Genomic DNA, 19,279 nt, shown 5'->3' on the forward strand with positions numbered 1-19,279 from the left:
TCAACCTCCGACGATCAGTGGGCTGGCTTGCAACAGGTGGCGCACCATTGCACTCAAGCCAGGGGGGGAAAGCAGGGTTATTTCAAATTCCGGGCCGCAGATTTTCAGGTTCAGCGGCAGGCGCGGCAGTTGATTGCCGGCTTCGACCCGGTGCAGACGAAATTGGAGGTGATGACGCTCCTTCACTGTCGGCTCCAGCATCAGCCCAGGCAAAGGGTGGAAGTCGGCGTCCAGCACCGTCACCTTGTGGCTGGCGTTGACCTCGCCGACCACGTGCAAGCGCTCCTCCAGGGCGAAGGCGCCAAGGTAGCTGCTGTGGTCCGATTCATCGTTTTTCTGCAGTTGGATCTGGTTGACCACCTTGACCTTGGTCCCGGCGGGCACGTCCTGGGTGATCACGCAGGACGGGCTGATAAACACGTTATCGCCAATTAACACATACCCCAGCACCCGGGCACCGGAGCCGACTTCGACGTTGTTGCCCAGGCGTGGATGGCGCTTGCCGTCAGGGTTGTTGGCAATGCCCCGAGCGCCGAGGGTCACGCCGCAGAGGATGTAGCAGTCGTTGCCGATCTCGCAGGTTTCACCGATGACCGTGCCGTAGCCGTGGTCCAGCACAAAGCGCCGGCCGATGCGCGCCGCCGGGTGTATCTCGGCGCCGGACAGCACTTTGCCCTGGTTGCTGAGCTTGAGGGCGATGCGCGAGAACACGCCGTTGGTCTGGTCGGGGAAATTCCACACCAGGTGCGCAAGCCGGTAATACAGCACCGCCTTGAACGAGGCATAGGATTCCAGAATCAGCTCGCCGCGACCGCGTGAAGCCGGGTCGCGGTAGGCATAGGCGATCAGGTCTTCGGCCACCGATTGGGCGGCGCTCTGGATCAGCGGCGCCAGGTGCGGTTCCAACTGTTTCATTTGCGCAGGCGTCAGGGTCTTGATGAGTTGGGTGAGCAACTCATCATGCAGGTGTTGCATGTCGATAAAGCCGCCCATGGAGGAACCCCCGCATTCTGGCTGGTTGGAAAACCGGTTATTCGAAACTGGGCAGGTAGCTGTCGGCATTGTCGTAGACCATGGTCAACACCACCGTTTCGGGCGGCAGTTCGGGGGCAAGCCTGGCGACGGCCACCATGTTGGCGGCGGAGGAGAGGCCCAGGCTGATGGCGTCGGTGCGCATGATGCGTTTCATCATGTCGATGCAGTCTTGGCGCGAAACCTTGAGCATGCCGTCAATCACATCGAGGTTGAGGATGCTCGGGATCAGCCCAATCGACAGGCCCTGGATATGGTGCGGCGCGTGTTGGTTTTTCAGCAGGTCACATTCTTCCGGTTCCACGCCCATTACGTGTAGTGCCGGCCAGGCGGCTTTGAGGGTTTCGCCGATACCGGTGATATGGCCACCGGTGCCGATGCCGCTGACGAAGTAGTCCACGCGGCGATCACTAAAGGCGCGGAGGATTTCAGGCGCGGTGGTGTCGCGGTGAGTCTGCGGGTTGGCGCCGTTACGTTGCTGGTTGAGCATCACGTAGTTGGGGTTTTCCAGCTGCAACTCCATGCATTTTTCACCGTGGGAATTGTTGCCCAGGCGGCTGTCCGACAGCACCACCTTGGCGCCGTACAGGCGCAGCAGCTTCTGTTTTTCAGGGCTGTAGTTGTCGGGAATCACCAGCACCACCTTGTAGCCCAGTACGTTACCGGCCATCACCAGGCCGATGCCGGTGTTGCCGCCGCTGGGCTCGATGATGGTTTGCCCGGAATCGCGCATCAGCACGCCCCGGCGCTCGGCGTCGAGGATCATGCCGAGGGCGATGCGCGCCTTGTGGCTGCCGCCGGGGTTGAGGGATTCGAGCTTGGCGTAGACCTCGATGCCGAGGTCTTCGGAAAACTGCGCCAGACGCACGATGGGCGTGTGGCCGATGGCATCGAGGATCGAGTTATGCAACATCAGTCAGTCCTCAACTCAGTACAAGGGCATGTCGGGTTCGACGTCGCGAACCCAGTGCTTCATGCCGCCTTGCAGGACTTTGGTGTTGGCAAAACCTGCCGCGAGCAGCGTACTGGCCGCTTGCTCGGCGCGGGTGCCGGCGTAGCAGATCAGGTAATGAGTGTTGTCGCGGCTGAGGCGGTCGAGTTGACCGTCCAGCTCGGCGAGGGGGATGTGCACCACCCCCGGTAACTTGCACACCTCCAGTTCGCTGGCGTCGCGCACGTCCAGCAGCACGTCGGCGCTGCGCGGGTGTTCGAGCAATTGCTTGAGAACGCGCGGCTTGATGTAGCGCTCTTCGGCGAGTGACGGTGCGCTGGGCATGGTGTCGGCGCACACGGCTGGCGCGACCGTTTCACTGTGGCGCAGTTCGGAGCAGCACGGGCAGTCAGCGCGGCGTTTGAAGCGGATTTCACTGAATTTCATCGCCAGCGCATCGAAGCGCATCAAGCGCCCGGACAGCGGTTCGCCAATGCCGATCAACAGCTTGATGGCCTCGGTGGCCTGGATCATCCCAACCACGCCGGGCAGTACGCCAATCACGCCACCGGCGCTGCAATTGGGTGCCAGTTCTGCGGGCGGTGCGCTGGGGAACAGGCAGCGGTAGCACGGCCCGCCCTTGTAGTTGAGGACGCTGATCTGCCCGTCGAAACGGTAAATGGCGCCATACACCAAGGGTTTTCCAAGCTGTACGCAGGCGTCATTGACCAGGTAGCGGGTGTCGAAATTGTCGGTGCCGTCGATCACCAGGTCATAGGCGCTCACCAACTCCAGGGCGTTGTCGGCATTCAGGGCGGTGTCGTGGGCGTTGATCTGGATATGACTGTTGAGGTCTTGCAGGCGTTGCTTGGCGGATTCGACCTTGGGCATGCCGAGGGTGCTGTTGCCGTGGACGATTTGGCGTTGCAGGTTGCTGCTTTCCACCACATCGAAATCCACCAGGCCCAGAGTGCCGACACCGGCCGCCGCCAGGTACAGGCTGATGGGTGAGCCCAGGCCACCGGTGCCGATGATCAATACCTTGGCTTTTTTCAGGTTCAACTGGCCTTCGCGGCCGACGCCCGGCAGGGTGATGTGGCGCACGTAACGCTGTACTTCCTCGTTGCTCAGAGTGTCGAGGTCTATGCCGCCGGACGTGGCGAGCAGCACTTCGATTTTGGCTTGTTCCGGCAAGGGTTCGTCGGCACCGATCAGCTCTTCTTCGGCGGTAAACAGGAAGTGTTCCTTGAGCTGGTTGTTCTTCTCGTGAAACAGGTGCGCACGCAACTGCGGGTGGCTGCTGCAGAGGTTTTCAATGACTTCGCGCAATGTCGATCCGGTGCTCTCAAGGGTCGATTCCGGCAGCTTGGCCACGCGAACCAGGATATCGGGGAAAGAGACAGCGTTCATGGACAACTCCGTGTGCAGGTCGTTGAAGGGTTGAAGGGCGAAATGTTTGCCATCCCAGGCAAATAGCTTGGAACCGAGGGCCTGGCCCTGGCGAACATCCACCACCAGATAGCTCACCGGGTAGATCGGCTCGCCCAGGAACAGCGCCTTGTCCTGGTCCTCGTCGCTGAAATACGCGCCGACGTCCGGGTGGGAGTGGTAGATCACCACCACGGGGTTGTCGCCGCGAAATGCCTTGTTCAGCAGCAGGGTGTCGGCCACCGAGAAGGTGTAGCCGCTGGCCGCGCTGCGCGGGTACATCTCGGGGTTCTTGTGGTGCAATTCATTTTGGATATTGCTGCCCAGGTACACGCTGCCGTCGGCAAAGACGTAGCCACAGCATTCCTCGGGATAGCTGCGGCTGGCGTGGGCGTAGATCTGTTCCAGGGCGGTGGGGCGGAGGACTTCCATGTTTCTCTCGCGTTGGTTGTGGGTCAATTTTTCTTGGCCATGAGTTTTTCAATCGGCAACTTGGTGATCGCAAAGCCAGCCAGCAGGATGGCCGAATACAGCATCAGGTCGCGTGAAATCGCCACGCCTTCGTACCAGGCGCCGATGATCACCGCGAACACCGGGAAGATGATGAACACGAACGACAGGATGATCGGGCTCAAGCGCTTGAGCAGCATGAAGTACACGATGAACCCGCCCACCGAGGCCACCAGTCCGAGGTAGAACAGGGCACTCCAGGAGCGCAGGGTGATGTCTTCAAAGGTGGGTGTTTCAAACCACAGCCCGGCGACGAACAGCATCAGCCCGGCGATGCCGATGGGCAGGGTGTTGTAGGTGATCACGCTGATGGCGCTGCCTTTCTGCTTGGTAATCACGTAGCACAAGGCATGCATGATCGCGGCGGTCAGAATCGCCAGTACGCCGAAGAACTCGGCGTGGTCCAGGTGCAATCCCTGGCTCCTGATGATCATGTAGAGGCTGCCGAAGCCGATGCCGATGCCGACCACTTGGGAAAAGTAGATGCGCTCGCGCAGAAATAGCGCGGAGAAAATCAGGATGAATACCGGCATGCAACTGAAGAGCAGGGCGGTCAGGCCGGACGAGACATGCATCTCGCCATAGTTGAGCAGGTAGTAGGGAACGCTGAAGTAGGAAAGGGTCACGAACACGAAGAACCAGCGGCTTTCGCGGGGAAACAGGATCGGCTCGCGCCGCACCATGGCAAAACACAGGAACAGCGGGAACGCGATCAGGAAACGCAGGCCGGCAGAGGTCAGTGGCGGGACGCTTTCCACGGCAATTTTGATGCCCAGCCAGGTCGTGCCCCAACTCAGGCACACGATCAGGAACATCACACTGGTGATCAGCCCGGCCAACCACTGTTTTTGGGTGTTGGTTTTGGCGGTGTTTTCTATAACGGCGGACATTGGCATCGTTTATTACTTCCCTGAGCCGGAATTGAACTCTATATTGAACTTGTAATGAGTTATTAAATTCGGCGATTGAACCCGTAAAAGCACACTATTAGGGCGAAAGATGGCTGTCAAAACAAATATTGACATGGTGTCAATTATGCGTGAGGGCTTGTCCAACGGTCAGGGCGTGAAGTACAAGCGCCTGTCCGATGTCATGGAACGGGGCATCCTCGAAGGCTTGATTGAGCCGGGACGAAAACTGCCGCCCCATCGGGTGCTTTCCGACAATCTGGGTGTGACCATCGGCACCATCAGCCGGGCCTACGGTGAGTTGGAGCGCCTTGGCTTGGTGGTTGCGCGAGTCGGTGACGGAACATTCGTGCGCAAGCGTGGGATGGAGCGCCAGCGCGATGAAGGCTTTCGCAACGTCAGCGAGGAGCCGCGCCAGTACTTCGATATGAGCCGCAACATGCATATCCCCGGGCAGGAGACGGCGTTCCTGGCCCAGAGCTTCCAAACCTTATCGACCAACGCCAAGTTCCTTCAGGACATCAGCGCCTATACCCCGGACGCTGGCCTGCCGCGCTACCGCGAAGCGGGTGCGCAATGGCTGGTGCAGAGGGATTTTCATCCGATTCCCGAGCAGGTCATCTGCGTCAATGGCGGCCAGCACGGCCTGCTCTGCGCGATGATGGCTTTGCTGCGTGCCGGCGATACGGTGGTGACCGAGCAACTGACGTATCCAGGCCTGATCACCGCGGCGCGTATGCTTGGCATCCGCCTGATCGGCCTGGAGATGGATGACGAGGGCGTGTTGCCGAATGCGCTGGACGAAGTCTGTCGAAATCACCGGATTTCGGCGCTGTACTGCACGCCGACGATCCAGAACCCCACCACCGCCGTGTTATCGGTGGCGCGCCGCGAAGCGCTGGTCAAGGTGTGCCGCGAGCACAATCTGCTGATCCTTGAAGACGAAGCTCATGGAGTATTAGTCGAAGACCGGCCGCCGCCCCTCAGCCATTTCGCCCCCGAGCGCACGATTTTGATCAGCAGCCTGAGCAAAGCCGTTTCCGCCGGGCTGCGCGTGGGCTATGTGCATGCGCCGCCGGCGTTGGTCAGCCGTATTTCGGCGGCCTTACGTTCTACGTGCTGGATGGCTACACCGGTGACGTTGGAACTGGCCACGCAATGGATCGAAAATGGCACGGCCGAGTACCTGCTGCGCCAACAGATCAACGAGATCAGCCGGCGTAAAGCCTTGGTGAGTGACCTGCTGGAAGGCCTGGCATACCGCACCCACCTCAACAGCCCGCACTTCTGGATTGAAGTGCCGGAGCCGTGGCGTGCGTCGGAAATCGAGGCGGAGCTCAAGCAGAACAATTACCTGATCGCCACCGCCGAAGCATTTGCCGTAGGGCAGACGGCGGTCCCGCAGTTTATTCGGGCGAGTATCTGCAATACCTCTGGAGATGATCAGTTGTTGCGAGCGGGGTTTGATGCGTTGGCGACGGCGTTGGGGCAGGGTGGGGGCAGGTTCCATCTGTAGAGTTGAATGTACGCCGACCCAAATGTGGGAGGGGGCTTGCCCCCGATGGCGGTGGATCAGTCAATTAATCTGTCAACTGACACGCCGCCATCGGTAACAAGCCTCCTCACACAGGTTATTTGAACCTGCGCTCCACACCTTTCTCCACCAGAATCTTCGCCGAAATTTCTTCCACCGAAAAATGCGTGGAATTGATGTGCGCAATATTCTCGCGACGGAACAGATTTTCCACTTCGCGCACTTCAAACTCGCACTGGGCGTAGCTTGAATAGCGGCTGTTGGGCTTGCGCTCGTTGCGGATGGCGGTGAGTCGGTCCGGGTCGATGGTCAGGCCGAACAGCTTGTGGGAGTGAGCGCGCAGGGCGGCCGGGAGTGTCAGGTGCTCCATGTCGTCTTCGGTCAGCGGGTAGTTGGCCGCGCGGATGCCGAATTGCATGGCCATGTACAGACAGGTGGGCGTTTTGCCGCAGCGCGACACGCCCACCAGGATCAGGTCGGCTTTATCGTAGTAATGCGTGCGGGCGCCATCGTCGTTGTCGAGGGCGAAGTTCACCGCCTCGATACGCTCCATATAGTTGGAGTTATGCCCAATGGAATGGGACTTTCCTACGGAGTAGGAGGAGTGTTCGCTCAGCTCCTGCTCCAACGGCGCCAGGAAGGTCGAGAAGATGTCGATCATGAAACCATTCGACGTTGCGAGAATCTCACGGATGTCTTGATTGACGATGGTGTCGAAAATGATCGGCCGAAAGCCGTCTTTTTCAGCCGCAAGATTGATTTGTTGTACCATGGCCCGCGCTTTATCCACGCTGTCGATATAGGGCCGCGTGAATTTTGCGAAGGTATTGTTTTCGAACTGCGCGAGCAGGCTCTGACCCAATGTTTCGGCTGTAATGCCGGTGCCGTCGGAGATAAAGAAAGCAGATCGTTTCATTTGAGCCCTGGGCCTTAAGCTGATGGCGAATCTTGGATATGATAGGCGCGATTTTGCCGTCCCGCAGTGGGCCGCATTCTCACTTATTTTCCAGGTCCAGGCCACAAGCGCGGGCGTTAGCTCCTACTGAGCCGCCGGCGTCCTGAGCTTTTCCAACACAGAAAGTGGAGAGATCACCTTGGTAGAGTACGTAGTTTCCCTCGATAAGCTCGGCGTCCATGATGTAGAGCACGTGGGGGGCAAGAACGCATCCCTCGGCGAGATGATCAGTAATCTTGCAGGCGCTGGTGTCTCGGTGCCCGGTGGTTTCGCCACCACGGCCCAGGCTTACCGCGATTTCCTCGAACTGAGCGGCCTGAACGCTCAGATCCACGCCGCGCTGGACGCCCTGGACGTCGATGACGTCAATGCCCTGGCCAAGACCGGCAGCCAGATCCGCCAATGGATCATGGACGCCGAGTTCCCCGAGAAGCTCAACGAAGAAATCCGCACCGCCTTCGCCACATTGTCGGCCGGCAACCCGGACATGGCTGTCGCCGTGCGCTCCTCGGCCACCGCCGAAGACTTGCCCGACGCCTCCTTCGCCGGTCAGCAAGAAACCTTCCTTAATATTCGTGGCGTGGAAAACGTGATCCGCGCCGCCAAGGAAGTGTTTGCCTCTCTCTTTAACGATCGCGCCATTTCCTACCGCGTACACCAAGGTTTCGACCACAAGCTGGTGGCTTTGTCTGCCGGTGTGCAGCGCATGGTGCGTTCGGAAACCGGCACCGCCGGCGTGATGTTCACCCTGGATACCGAGTCGGGCTTCCGTGACGTGGTGTTTATCACCGGCGCCTACGGCCTGGGCGAAACCGTCGTACAGGGCGCGGTCAACCCGGATGAATTCTACGTACACAAGCACACCCTTGAAGCTGGCCGTCCCGCCATCCTGCGCCGCAACCTGGGCAGCAAAGCCATCAAGATGATCTACGGCGACGAGGCCAAGGCCGGTCGTTCTGTTAAAACCGTTGATGTGGACAAGGCCGAGCGTGCACGTTTCTGCCTGTCCGACGCGGAAGTCAGCGAATTGGCCAAGCAAGCGATGATCATCGAAAAGCACTATAAGTGCCCGATGGACATCGAATGGGCCAAAGACGGCGACGATGGCAAGCTGTACATCGTGCAGGCCCGTCCGGAAACCGTGAAGAGCCGCACTTCGGCCAACGTCATGGAGCGCTACCTGCTCAAGGAAACCGGCACCGTGCTGGTGGAAGGCCGTGCCATCGGCCAGCGCATCGGCGCCGGCAAGGTGCGGATCATCAAGGACGTGTCCGAGATGGACAAGGTCCAGCCAGGCGACGTACTGGTCTCCGACATGACCGACCCGGACTGGGAACCAGTGATGAAGCGTGCCAGCGCTATCGTCACTAACCGTGGCGGGCGTACCTGCCACGCGGCGATCATCGCTCGTGAGCTGGGCATTCCGGCAGTTGTAGGTTGCGGCAACGCCACCCAACTGCTGAAGGATGGCCAAGGCGTGACCGTGTCCTGTGCCGAAGGCGACACCGGTTTCATCTTCGAGGGGGAACTGGGCTTTGACATCAAGCAAAACTCCATCGACGCCATGCCGGACCTGCCGTTCAAGATCATGATGAACGTCGGCAACCCGGACCGTGCCTTCGATTTCGCGCAGTTGCCGAACGCCGGTGTGGGCTTGGCCCGCCTGGAGTTCATCATCAACCGTATGATTGGCGTGCACCCCAAGGCGCTGTTGAACTACGACGGCCTGCCGCTGGATATCAAGGAAAGCGTCGACAAGCGCATCGCCGGTTACAACGACCCGGTGGGCTTCTACGTCGAGAAGCTGGTGGAAGGCATCAGCACCTTGGCGGCGGCGTTCTACCCGAAAAAGGTCATCGTGCGCCTGTCGGACTTCAAGTCCAACGAATACGCGAACCTGATCGGCGGCAAGCTTTACGAGCCGGAAGAAGAAAACCCAATGCTGGGTTTCCGTGGCGCCTCGCGTTACATCAGCGAAGCGTTCCGTGATTGCTTCGAGCTGGAATGCCGCGCGCTGAAACGTGTACGTAATGAGATGGGGCTGACCAACGTCGAGATCATGGTGCCGTTCGTCCGAACCCTGGGCGAAGCGAGCCAGGTCGTGGACCTGCTGGCTGAAAACGGTTTGTCCCGTGGTGAAAACGGTCTGCGCGTCATCATGATGTGCGAACTGCCGTCCAACGCCATCCTGGCCGAAGAGTTCCTGGAGTTCTTCGACGGTTTCTCCATCGGTTCCAACGACCTGACCCAACTGACCCTGGGCCTGGACCGCGATTCCGGGATCATCGCTCACCTGTTCGACGAGCGTAACCCTGCGGTTAAGAAGCTGCTGTCCAATGCTATCCAGGCCTGTAACAAGGCCGGCAAGTACATCGGCATCTGCGGCCAAGGCCCTTCCGACCACCCTGACCTGGCCCGTTGGCTGATGGAACAGGGCATCGAAAGTGTCTCGCTGAACCCCGACTCCGTGCTGGAAACCTGGTTCTTCCTGGCGGAAGGCCAAGCGTCCGCCTAAAGTCGCTACGTCAAAAGTGCCGGTCACTCGTTGTGGGTGACCGGCATTCTTATCTGTGCAGGGCGGATCTCCTTCCGGACGCCGCCCTTTTTTGTGCAAGAGCATTATGCAAAGCAGCAGCAATCTGTTTCCCGTCGCCCTGATCAGCGCTGAACGTCGTGGCGACCTGAGTGAAGATGTATATCGCCTCAAACCCGGTAATAGCCCCGACGGCACCGTTGAGCTGGCAGTTACCCGTTTGGGCCTTGCCGATGTCCCGGAAAACCGGGGCATCCCGGTTATTTTGTTGCACGGCAGTTTTTCCAATCGGCGTTTCTGGTATTCGCCTAAAGGCATCGGCTTGGGTGCTTTCCTGGCGCGCCAGGGCTTCGATGTGTGGATACCGGAAATGCGCGGCCATGGTTTGTCCAAGCGCAATCATGACTACGCCAAAAATCGGGTCGCTGACTACGCGCGCTATGATTTGCCGGCTATCGGCGCGTTTGTGAGAGAGCAAAGTGCGCAGATCCCCCACTGGATCGGGCACTCCCTGGGCGGCACAGCCTTGGCGGCGGCGCTGGGTGGTGAGCACCTTGGCGCGCCGGCAGTGGCTTCCGTGGCCTTGTTTGGTTGCCAGGTCAGTCGCACCCACTGGCCATTGAAGCTTCCTCCGGTGGAGTGGACCGGTCGATTGCTTCTGAAACGCTTCGGGGAATTGTCCGGCTCGCGCCTCAAGCGCGGTCCGGAGGATGAGCCCGCAGGCGTGCTGATCGAAGCCATGCGTTGGAATGGCCTGTTTGGACGCTTTGGCGAGGGTAAGCAGGACTGGTGGAAAGGCCTGGCAACCGTCGATGTGCCGCTGTTGGCCGTCAGTGCTGCCGGTGATCAACAGGACCCTGATTGGGCATGTCGCAAGTTGTTCGAGCAAATCGGTTCTGAGCATCGGCAATACCTTTGCCTGGGCCGCCAGCAAGGTTTTACCGAGGATTTCGGGCATGTGGAAATGCTGGTGAGCAAGGCCGCCCAGGCCGAAGTGTGGCCGCTGGTGGCGCAATGGTTAAAAGATCCGCTCACACCGTTGCTTGGCGCCCCGGTCGCTACAGTGGCGACGGTTTGACGCAGCGCTCTGCCAAGGGCGTTTCGCTTGTGCGAGGTTGCGGCTAAGATATGACGCGCTGAACGCTTCTGGTCATATTCAGTCGCGCAGTGGCTCTTGCGTTGCGGCGAGGCGAAAGGGATGTTCCCAGTCCGCTTCGGCCGGTACTTCTTTGAAAGACACTTCTCTGGCAGAAAGGAATTTTTCGATGAACCATTACGTGACCCCCGACCTGTGCGACGCCTACCCGGATCTGGTGCAGGTGGTCGAGCCGATGTTCAGTAATTTTGGCGGCCGAGATTCCTTTGGCGGCGAGATTGTCACCATCAAGTGCTTCGAAGATAACTCGCTGGTCAAGGAGCAAGCCGACCAGCCGGGCGCCGGCAAGGTGCTCGTGGTCGACGGGGGCGGTTCCCTGCGGCGCGCGTTGTTGGGGGACATGATCGCCGAGAAAGCTGCAAAAAACGGCTGGGAAGGGTTGGTGATCTACGGTTGCATCCGTGATGTCGATGTCATCGCGCAGACCGATCTTGGCGTCCAGGCCCTGGCCAGCCACCCGATGAAGACCGACAAGCGCGGCATCGGTGACTTGAATGTGGTGGTCACATTTGCCGGCGTGACCTTTCGTCCGGGTGAGTACATCTATGCGGATAATAATGGCGTGATTGTGTCGCCAAGCCCGCTGAAAATGCCTGAATAAACCGCAATAACCGACGGGGTGAGGATGTTCGAGGAAGAAAACGCGCAATGGGGGCTGGTGCATGCCCTGGTGCTGGACGGTAAAGGCGGTGCGCGTTCGATTGCCCGGACTGAGCTCGACGACTTGCAACTGCAGCCCCAGGAAAGCCTGTGGCTGCATTGGGATCGCAGCCATCCGCAGACCCAGACCTGGCTGCGTAAATCCAGTGGCCTGAGCGAATTTGCCTGCGACCTGCTGCTGGAGGAGAACACCCGCCCGCGCTTGTTGCCGCTGCCAGAGGGCGAGCTTCTCCTGTTCCTGCGCGGGGTTAACCTCAATCCGGGTGCAGAGCCCGAAGACATGGTGTCGGTGCGTATCTTCGCCGCCGCCAGCCGCGTGATTTCCTTGCGCCTGCGCCCGCTGCGCGCTACCGATGAATTGCTTGTGCAACTGGCGGAGGGAAAAGGGCCAAGAACTGCGTCTGAACTCATCCTTTATATGGCGCAGTACCTGACCAATAAAGTGCAGGATCTGGTCACGGACCTCTCTGAAGTCGTGGATTCCGAGGAAGAAAAACTCGATACCGACGAACGGTATACTCCGGAGCACGGCAGCGTGTTGCAGATCCGTCGACGAGCGGCAGGGCTCAAGCGATTCCTCGCGCCGCAGCGGGACATTTTTGCTCAACTGACGCGGATCAAATTGCCATGGTTTTGCGATGACGATGCCGACTATTGGAACGAATTGAACAACAGCCTGACCCGCTATCTGGAAGAGCTCGAATTGACCCGCGAGCGCGTGGGGCTTGTGCTGGAGGCCGAAGACCGGCGCTTGAGCGTGCGCATGAACCGCACGATGTATCGCTTTGGGATCATCACTGGAATCTTCCTGCCCATGAGCTTCTTGACCGGCTTACTGGGTATAAATGTGGGAGGCATACCTTTCTCTCAGAGCCCCTATGGCTTCATCATTGCGTGCCTGTTGATGGTGTCGGTGGCCCTCGGACAATGGTGGCTATTTCGGCGGTTACGCTGGGTTTGAGCTGAATATCACCTGAATGTAGGAAGGGTCCTATGTGACCCCAGGAATTTTCCCCTCGTCTTTAAAACACTTGCGAGAGGTCTTTATGCACGATCCGTTCGAACAGTCTTTACGTGACATGCTCAATGCCTCGCCGTCCAACCGTGACGACGACGCGTGCCTGGGCCGCGTGTTGAAAACCGCTAACCGCCAGGTGGGCGCGGGTGACCTGTTCGGTCTGCTCGGCCGCTGGGTGCCGGCGTTGATGATGGCCTTGAACAACGGTTCGGCCCACGTTTCACCGGTTTCCCGTCGTAAACCTCTTGCTCGCACTGCTGATAAGGCTGATTGAATATGGAACTTGATCTCTGGACCCAGAGCCTGGTCACTGCAATGACCGCATTGTGGACCAAGGTGGCGAACTTCATTCCCAACCTGTTTGGTGCTCTGGTCCTGGTATTGCTGGGCTTTGTCGTAGCCAAGCTGCTCGATACCCTGCTGTCCAAATTGCTCGCTAAACTCGGGCTTGATCGCCTGATGGCAGGCACTGGCCTGACCAAACTGCTGGGGCGTGCCGGGCTGCAAGTGCCGATCTCCACGTTGATCGGTAAGATCGTCTATTGGTTCGTTTTGCTGATTTTTCTGGTTTCTGCGGCTCAATCCCTTGGACTTGAGCGAGTTTCAGCTACGCTCGACATGCTTGCGCTGTATTTACCGAAAGTTTTCGGCGGCGCGCTGGTACTGCTGGTAGGTGTTCTGCTGGCGCAACTGGCCAATGGGCTGGTGCGCGGCGCTGCCGAAGGCGTGGGGCTGGATTATGCTGCTGGCCTGGGGCGAATTGCCCAGGGGTTGGTGATCATCATCAGTATTTCGGTCGCGATCAGCCAGTTGGAGGTCAAGACTGACCTGCTCAACCACGTAATTGTGATCGTTTTGATTACCGTTGGTCTGGCCGTTGCGCTGGCCATGGGCTTGGGAAGCCGGGAAATTGCGGGTCAGATTCTTGCGGGAATCTATGTGCGCGAGCTGTATCAAGTTGGGCAACAGGTGCGTGTAGGCGAGGTCGAAGGGCAAATCGAGGAGATCGGCACGGTCAAGACGACGGTGCTGACCGATGACGGTGACCTGGTGTCGTTGTCCAATCGGATTCTCCTGGAGCAGCAGGTCAGTAGCCGCTAATCCGGTAAACCCTGCTAATGTACGCCGCCGCAAGCTCGGCTGACCGGGCTGTAGCGGACATTGACCTGACTGTCGGCACGACTTGTTTTGAATAAAGCCCAAACGCTGTCCACGCGCTATGACCCCCGTGAGCTCTCTGATGAGGAGTTGGTCGCGCGCTCGCACACGGAGCTGTTTCACGTCACTCGCGCGTACGAAGAATTGATGCGCAGATATCAACGCACTCTGTTCAACGTTTGTTCAAGGTATTTAGGGAACGATAGAGATGCGGACGATGTCTGTCAGGAAGTGATGCTCAAGGTGTTGTACGGCCTGAAGAACTTTGAGGGTAAATCGAAGTTCAAGACCTGGCTCTACAGCATCACGTACAACGAGTGCATCACGCAGTATCGGAAGGAACGGCGAAAGCGTCGCTTGATGGACGCTTTGAGTCTGGACCCCCTTGAGGAGGCGACTGAAGAGAAGTCGCCGGCACCCGAGGAAAAGGGCGGACTCGATCGCTGGCTGGTGTATGTGAACCCGATTGACCGGGAAATTCTGGTGCTGCGATTTGTCGCAGAGCTCGAGTTCCAGGAAATCGCTGACATCATGCACATGGGTTTGAGTGCTACAAAAATGCGTTACAAACGTGCTCTAGATAAATTACGTGAGAAATTTGCGGGCGAGACTGAAACTTAGTGCGTGGCAAATATCTCTTACGTGTAGGCAAGTTCTGTTAGACTTGTCGCCGAGTTGTCCCCCGGTTTGTGGGACTGCTTTACAATCACCAGATGGGGATTTAACGGATGAAACTGAAAAACACCTTGGGCTTGGCCATTGGTTCTCTTATTGCCGCAACTTCTTTCGGCGTTCTGGCACAAGGCCAAGGCGCAGTTGAAGGCGAGCTGTTCTACAAGAAGCAGTACAACGATAGCGTCAAGCACATCGAAGACGGCTTCAATCCTGGCGCTCGCATCGGTTACTTCCTGACCGACGACCTGTCCTTGAACTTGTCCTACGACAAAACCAACCACACCCGTTCGAACGACGGTACTGGTAGCCAGAAGATCAAAGGCGATACCGGCAGCCTGGTTGCCCAGTATCACTTCGGTCAAGCTGGTGTTGACAGCCTGCGTCCATACGTTGAAGGCGGTTTCGGCCACCAGAGCCGTGGCAACGTACAAGCTGACGGCCACAGCGGTCGCGATCAGACCACTTTCGCTACCGTCGGTACTGGCGTGAAGTACTACTTCACCAACAACCTGTACGCTCGTGCCGGTGTTGAAGCTGACTACGGTCTGGACAACGGCAAGTGGGACTACTCCGCACTGGTCGGCCTGGGCGTAAACTTCGGCGGTAACGCTGGCGCAGCTGCTCCAGCTCCTACTCCAGCACCAGCTCCAGAGCCAACTCCAGAGCCAGAAGCTCCAGTTGCTCAGGTTGTTCGTGTTGAGCTGGACGTTAAGTTCGACTTCGACAAATCCGTTGTTAAGCCTAACAGCTACGGCGACGTGAAAAACCTGGCCGACTTCATGGCTCAGTACCCAGCTACCAACGTAGAAGTTGCTGGTCACACTGACTCCGTAGGTCCAGACGCTTACAACCAGAAGCTGTCCCAGCGTCGTGCTGACGCTGTTAAGCAAGTTCTGGTTAAAGACGGCGTTGCTCCTAGCCGTGTAACTGCTGTTGGTTACGGCGAATCCCGCCCAGTTGCTGACAACGCAACTGAAGCAGGTCGTGCTGTTAACCGTCGCGTAGAAGCGTCGGTTGAAGCTCAAGCTCAGTAATTACTGAGTAGAAAAAAGCCCGGCTCAGGCCGGGCTTTTTTTCGCCTGGAATTTGCCTCAGGCACTGGCCGCTGCCGTGATGTAGGCCACTTGGTCGGTGGCGGCAACACTGCCAATCACCAGGATTGCAGGGCTCTTCAAGGCAAAGGAATGAGCATCCTCGTGCATGCGTGACAGCTCACTACGGCATTCGCGCTGCTGGGGCAGTGATGCATTTTCGATCATCGCCACTGGCATATCAGCTGCCATCCCGCCTCCAAGCAATTGCTGGCGAATCTCCTCCAGCTTGGCCACCCCCATGTACACCACCAATGTCGTTCCACCTTCTGCCAGCGCGCGCCAATTAACGCTGCTGTCGTCTTGAGTGTGGGCCGTGACCAACGTCACGCCGCGGCTGACACCGCGCAATGTCAGAGGAATCGCGCAGTTCGTCGCACCCGCCAGCCCTGCGGTGATCCCGTTGACCAACTCCACCTCGACGCCACGCTCGCGCAGCCACATGGCCTCTTCACCACCGCGTCCGAAAATGCACGGATCGCCACCTTTGAGCCGCACCACGCACTTGCCTTGGCGGGCGTAACGCAGCATCAGGCGATGGATAAAATCCTGCGGGGTTGAGCGGCAGCCACCGCGTTTACCCACGGTAATCACACGAGCCTCGGCGCAGTGCTCCAGTACGGCCGGGTTGACCAAATCATCGATCAACACTACATCGGCTTCGTTCATTGCCCGTACGGCTTTGAGGGTCAACAGTTCTGGGTCGCCGGGGCCTGCGCCCACCAGCCAGACTTTTGCGTTCATGTGTTTTTCCTCGTCTAGAGCTGACGTCAGCTATGAAAGAGTGAATACAGAAGAATCAGATTGATCAGCATCGAGACCAGGCCCAAGGTGCGCCAAACCTTCAAAGGTTCGCGCTCAAGGAGTGGCTTCGGACGGATGCTCAGCTCTTGGCGATCAGCCTGCTCCAGCACCAGCAGCCATTCCTCGGCAGTCTCGTAGCGATGCGCGGGCTGCGCTGCCACCGCGCGTTCCAGGCTCAGAGGGAGCCAGTCCGGGAGGTCCGGACGATAGCGGCTGGCGGTGACGGATTGGGCAAATCTAGGTCGTTGGAAAGCTTCGATTTCACCGTATGGGTAGTGCCCGGTCAGCAGGAAATACAGCGTCACACCAACGCTATATAAATCCTGTTGTGCTGTAGGACGGTCGCCATTGAACGCCTCAGGCGCGATAAAGCTCGGAGTGCCGGGCAGCACATGGGCGCGATCCTCTGACAGGCCCGAGCAATACGCCAGACCGAAATCCAATACTCGCAATTCTCCGTCGTCCCCCAGCAGCAGGTTTTCCGGCTTGATATCGCGGTGCAGGATCTGCCGTCGATGCAGCATGCCCACCGCGCGCAGCAAACGCTCGGCGACGGACTGCCATTGCGCCAGGGGCAGTGGGCCCTGGCGCTGAAAGAGCTCGGCGAGGGTCATACCGGGATATTCACGCATCACGTAGTACAAATGCTGACGCCCGCTGGCCGTATGGACTTCCGGAAACGCCCGCCCGGCAACCCGTCGCAGAAACCATTCTTCCGACAACAATGCCTGACCGCCGTCGCTGTCATTATCGCGGCTCAGGGGCAGCGTTTTCAGCAGCCAGGGTTGCTGCTGGGCATCGCGTACCCGGTACAACAATGACTGCCTGCTGTGTGCCAGGACGGCGTCGACCTGCCAACCTTCAAAGTGTTGCCCGGCTTTGAGCGGCGGTGGCAAGGGCCATTGCTGCAGCTGCACCAAGGCGTCACCGAGTGTGGCCGCGCCGACCGTGTCGACACGCACCAGCAGGGCGCTGGCATTGTCCTGGCTACCCGCCAGGTGCGCGGCGTTGATCAGGGTGCTTACCGCCAGGTCGAGGTCGGTTTGTTCACGCAGGATCGCGCTGATGCTGTGATCGGCCAGGGTCGCCCACACGCCATCGCTGAGCAGCAGGAAACACTCACCCTCGCGCAATTGACCGTCGAGAAAATCCAGGACCAGATGTTGATCCAGGCCAAGGGCACGCTTGAGCACATGCTGCATGCCCGGCTGTTCCCACACATGGTCTTCGCTGATGCGCTGCAACTCGCCGTCCAGCCAGCGATATGCCCGGCAATCGCCGACATGGGCCAGGGTGAAGCGCTGGCCGCGAAAGACCAAGGCGCTGAGGGTGGTCAGCAACGGTTGACCTCCCCCATTGGCCTGCAGCCAGCGGTTCTGTGCGAGTAGCAACCGCTCCAGTGCCTGTGCCACGCCCCAGGTTTGCGGCGTGGCGTAGTAATCCAGGGCCAGGGCCTGCAGAGTTGAGCGGGCGGCCAGGCCACCGTCTGCACACTGGCTCACGCCGTCGGCCATGGCGCACAGATAGCCTTTGCTCGCCGCCAGTTCCGCAGCGGGGGTAACCACCCGCAGCGCATCCTGGTTTTCCGCCCGTGGGCCGATGGCACTGGCGTGGGCGATGCTCAGTTGCAGGCTCATCAGACGCGCGCGGCGGTCACAGCGGCCGAACCCCAAGTAGTTCTCCAGCGGCGCTTGACGCCATGCAGACCGAACCAGGCCAATACGCCCAGGCTCGCGAACAACCACAAGGCCAATTGATAGCTTCCGGTGCTCTGCTTGATCGCGCCCATGCCCGCCGCCAGGGCGAAACCGCCGATGCCGCCGGCCATGCCAATCAGGCCGGTCATTACGCCGATCTCACGCCGAAAACGCTGTGGCACCAGCTGGAACACAGCGCCATTGCCTGCGCCCAAACCGAGCATGGTGCAGACGAAAAGCGCCAGCGCCGCGTAGGAACTGGGCAGGTTGAAACCGACTGCCGCGATGCAAATTGCTGCGACGCTGTACATGCCCAGCAGTGTGCGGATCCCGCCGAAACGGTCGGCCAAGGCGCCGCCCAGTGGGCGCATCAGGCTGCCACCGAACACGCAGGCGGCGGTGTAGTAGCCGGCGGTCATGGGGCTCAGGCCGTATTGATCGTTGAAATAGCCGGGCAGGGCGCTGGCCAGGCCGATAAAGCCACCGAAGGTCACGCTGTAGAAAAACATGAACCACCAACTGTCGCGGTCGCCCAGAGCCTTGAAGTAATCAGCCATGGACTTGGCTTTAGGGCGTTCAGGCGCATTTTTCGCGAGCCAGGCGAACACGATCAGGGTCAGGATCAGCGGAATCAGTGCGAAGCCGAACACGTTGCTCCAGCCAAAGGCCGCCGCCAGTACCGGGGCCAACAATGCAGCGAACACTGTGCCCGAATTACCGGCGCCGGCGATGCCCATGGCCTTGCCCTGGTGTTCGGCTGGATACCACTGGGACGCCAACGGCAACGCCACTGCAAAGGATGCGCCGGCCATACCGAGGAACAGCCCTAGCAACAAGGCTTGTTCGTAGCTGTGAACCCCCAGTTTCCAGGCGCCGAACAACGCGACGATCACAATCACCTGGCCAATCAGCCCGGCTGTCTTTGGCGATAGCTTGTCCGCCAGCATGCCCATCAGGAAGCGCAACACAGCGCCCGCAAGGATCGGTGTCGCCACCATCAAGCCGCGTTGTTGAGTGGTCAGGTGCAAGTCGGCGGAAATCTGTACCGCCAGCGGGCCCAACAAATACCAGACCATGAAGCTCAGATCGAAATACAGGAACGCGGCAAACAGGGTCGGGGTGTGCCCGGATTTCCAGAAGCTTGATTTCATCACGCACCTCAACGGTTGGGAGTCTTGTAAGAAGGCCT

Annotated in this window: 17 protein-coding genes; 9 read left to right on the top strand and 8 right to left on the bottom strand. The window is 59.2% G+C overall.

Annotated elements, in window-relative coordinates; all coding sequences use genetic code 11:
• From ACKZ62_RS06950 to ACKZ62_RS06965, 4 genes are read right to left on the bottom strand one after another with little or no spacing between them, the layout of a single operon-like run.
• A complete protein-coding gene (locus tag ACKZ62_RS06950; RefSeq protein ID WP_032887580.1) occupies positions 1-993 on the bottom strand; it encodes a serine O-acetyltransferase in 993 nt (330 codons plus the stop codon).
• A 37-nt stretch (positions 994-1,030) separates the two neighbouring features.
• Positions 1,031-1,945 carry a PLP-dependent cysteine synthase family protein gene (locus tag ACKZ62_RS06955; protein ID WP_447096472.1) on the bottom strand — a complete coding sequence of 305 codons (915 nt, stop codon included), beginning with the start codon at positions 1,943-1,945 and terminating at the stop codon, positions 1,031-1,033.
• Between the two features lie 15 nt (positions 1,946-1,960).
• Positions 1,961-3,823: a molybdopterin-synthase adenylyltransferase MoeB gene (gene moeB / locus ACKZ62_RS06960; protein ID WP_447096473.1), complete on the bottom strand. Its 1,863-nt coding sequence runs from the start codon at positions 3,821-3,823 to the stop codon at positions 1,961-1,963.
• Positions 3,824-3,846: 23 nt separating this feature from the next.
• Positions 3,847-4,740 carry a DMT family transporter gene (locus tag ACKZ62_RS06965; protein WP_160385034.1) on the bottom strand — a complete coding sequence of 298 codons (894 nt, stop codon included), beginning with the start codon at positions 4,738-4,740 and terminating at the stop codon, positions 3,847-3,849.
• A 160-nt stretch (positions 4,741-4,900) separates the two neighbouring features.
• On the opposite strand from ACKZ62_RS06965, the gene ACKZ62_RS06970 reads away from it, so the two are divergent.
• Positions 4,901-6,325 carry an aminotransferase-like domain-containing protein gene (locus ACKZ62_RS06970; protein WP_032887586.1) on the top strand — a complete coding sequence of 475 codons (1,425 nt, stop codon included), beginning with the start codon at positions 4,901-4,903 and terminating at the stop codon, positions 6,323-6,325.
• Between the two features lie 115 nt (positions 6,326-6,440).
• Here the strand turns inward: ACKZ62_RS06970 and ppsR are convergent, their stop codons facing one another.
• On the bottom strand, positions 6,441-7,259 hold the full coding sequence (gene ppsR, locus ACKZ62_RS06975; protein ID WP_027603681.1) for a posphoenolpyruvate synthetase regulatory kinase/phosphorylase PpsR: 819 nt from the start codon (positions 7,257-7,259) through the stop codon (positions 6,441-6,443).
• Positions 7,260-7,437: 178 nt separating this feature from the next.
• Here ppsR and ppsA point away from each other — a divergent pair, with 178 nt between their 5' ends.
• From ppsA to ACKZ62_RS07015, 8 genes are all read left to right on the top strand, one after another.
• Positions 7,438-9,813, top strand: a complete 2,376-nt coding sequence (ppsA, locus tag ACKZ62_RS06980) for a phosphoenolpyruvate synthase (RefSeq protein WP_032887588.1) — start codon at positions 7,438-7,440, stop codon at positions 9,811-9,813.
• A 106-nt stretch (positions 9,814-9,919) separates the two neighbouring features.
• Positions 9,920-10,909, top strand: a complete 990-nt coding sequence (locus ACKZ62_RS06985; RefSeq protein WP_122681195.1) for an alpha/beta fold hydrolase — start codon at positions 9,920-9,922, stop codon at positions 10,907-10,909.
• Positions 10,910-11,096: 187 nt separating this feature from the next.
• Positions 11,097-11,588 (top strand): ribonuclease E activity regulator RraA, encoded by a 492-nt coding sequence (gene rraA / locus ACKZ62_RS06990; RefSeq protein WP_032887592.1) that lies wholly within the window; start codon positions 11,097-11,099, stop codon positions 11,586-11,588.
• Between the two features lie 24 nt (positions 11,589-11,612).
• On the top strand, positions 11,613-12,608 hold the full coding sequence (locus ACKZ62_RS06995; protein ID WP_032887594.1) for a divalent cation transporter CmaX: 996 nt from the start codon (positions 11,613-11,615) through the stop codon (positions 12,606-12,608).
• An 85-nt stretch (positions 12,609-12,693) separates the two neighbouring features.
• A complete protein-coding gene (locus tag ACKZ62_RS07000) occupies positions 12,694-12,939 on the top strand; it encodes a hypothetical protein (RefSeq protein WP_025854229.1) in 246 nt (81 codons plus the stop codon).
• 2 nt (positions 12,940-12,941) lie between these two features.
• Positions 12,942-13,766, top strand: a complete 825-nt coding sequence (locus tag ACKZ62_RS07005; RefSeq protein WP_003175519.1) for a mechanosensitive ion channel family protein — start codon at positions 12,942-12,944, stop codon at positions 13,764-13,766.
• An 87-nt stretch (positions 13,767-13,853) separates the two neighbouring features.
• Positions 13,854-14,444 carry an RNA polymerase sigma factor SigX gene (sigX, locus tag ACKZ62_RS07010; protein WP_032887596.1) on the top strand — a complete coding sequence of 197 codons (591 nt, stop codon included), beginning with the start codon at positions 13,854-13,856 and terminating at the stop codon, positions 14,442-14,444.
• Positions 14,445-14,551: 107 nt separating this feature from the next.
• Positions 14,552-15,532, top strand: coding sequence for an OmpA family protein (locus ACKZ62_RS07015; protein WP_032887598.1), 981 nt, complete (start codon positions 14,552-14,554; stop codon positions 15,530-15,532).
• Between the two features lie 57 nt (positions 15,533-15,589).
• Here the strand turns inward: ACKZ62_RS07015 and cobA are convergent, their stop codons facing one another.
• From cobA to ACKZ62_RS07030, 3 genes are read right to left on the bottom strand one after another with little or no spacing between them, the layout of a single operon-like run.
• Positions 15,590-16,333: a uroporphyrinogen-III C-methyltransferase gene (cobA, locus tag ACKZ62_RS07020; protein WP_032887600.1), complete on the bottom strand. Its 744-nt coding sequence runs from the start codon at positions 16,331-16,333 to the stop codon at positions 15,590-15,592.
• A gap of 26 nt (positions 16,334-16,359) precedes the next feature.
• Positions 16,360-18,030, bottom strand: a complete 1,671-nt coding sequence (locus tag ACKZ62_RS07025; protein ID WP_447096474.1) for a bifunctional protein-serine/threonine kinase/phosphatase — start codon at positions 18,028-18,030, stop codon at positions 16,360-16,362.
• Complete coding sequence (locus ACKZ62_RS07030) at positions 18,030-19,241, bottom strand: nitrate/nitrite transporter (protein ID WP_095185347.1); 1,212 nt, start codon at positions 19,239-19,241, stop codon at positions 18,030-18,032. The genes ACKZ62_RS07025 and ACKZ62_RS07030 overlap by 1 nt, the downstream gene beginning before the upstream one ends.
• Between the last annotated feature and the right edge of the window lie 38 nt (positions 19,242-19,279).

The organism is Pseudomonas sivasensis, assembly GCF_052938085.1.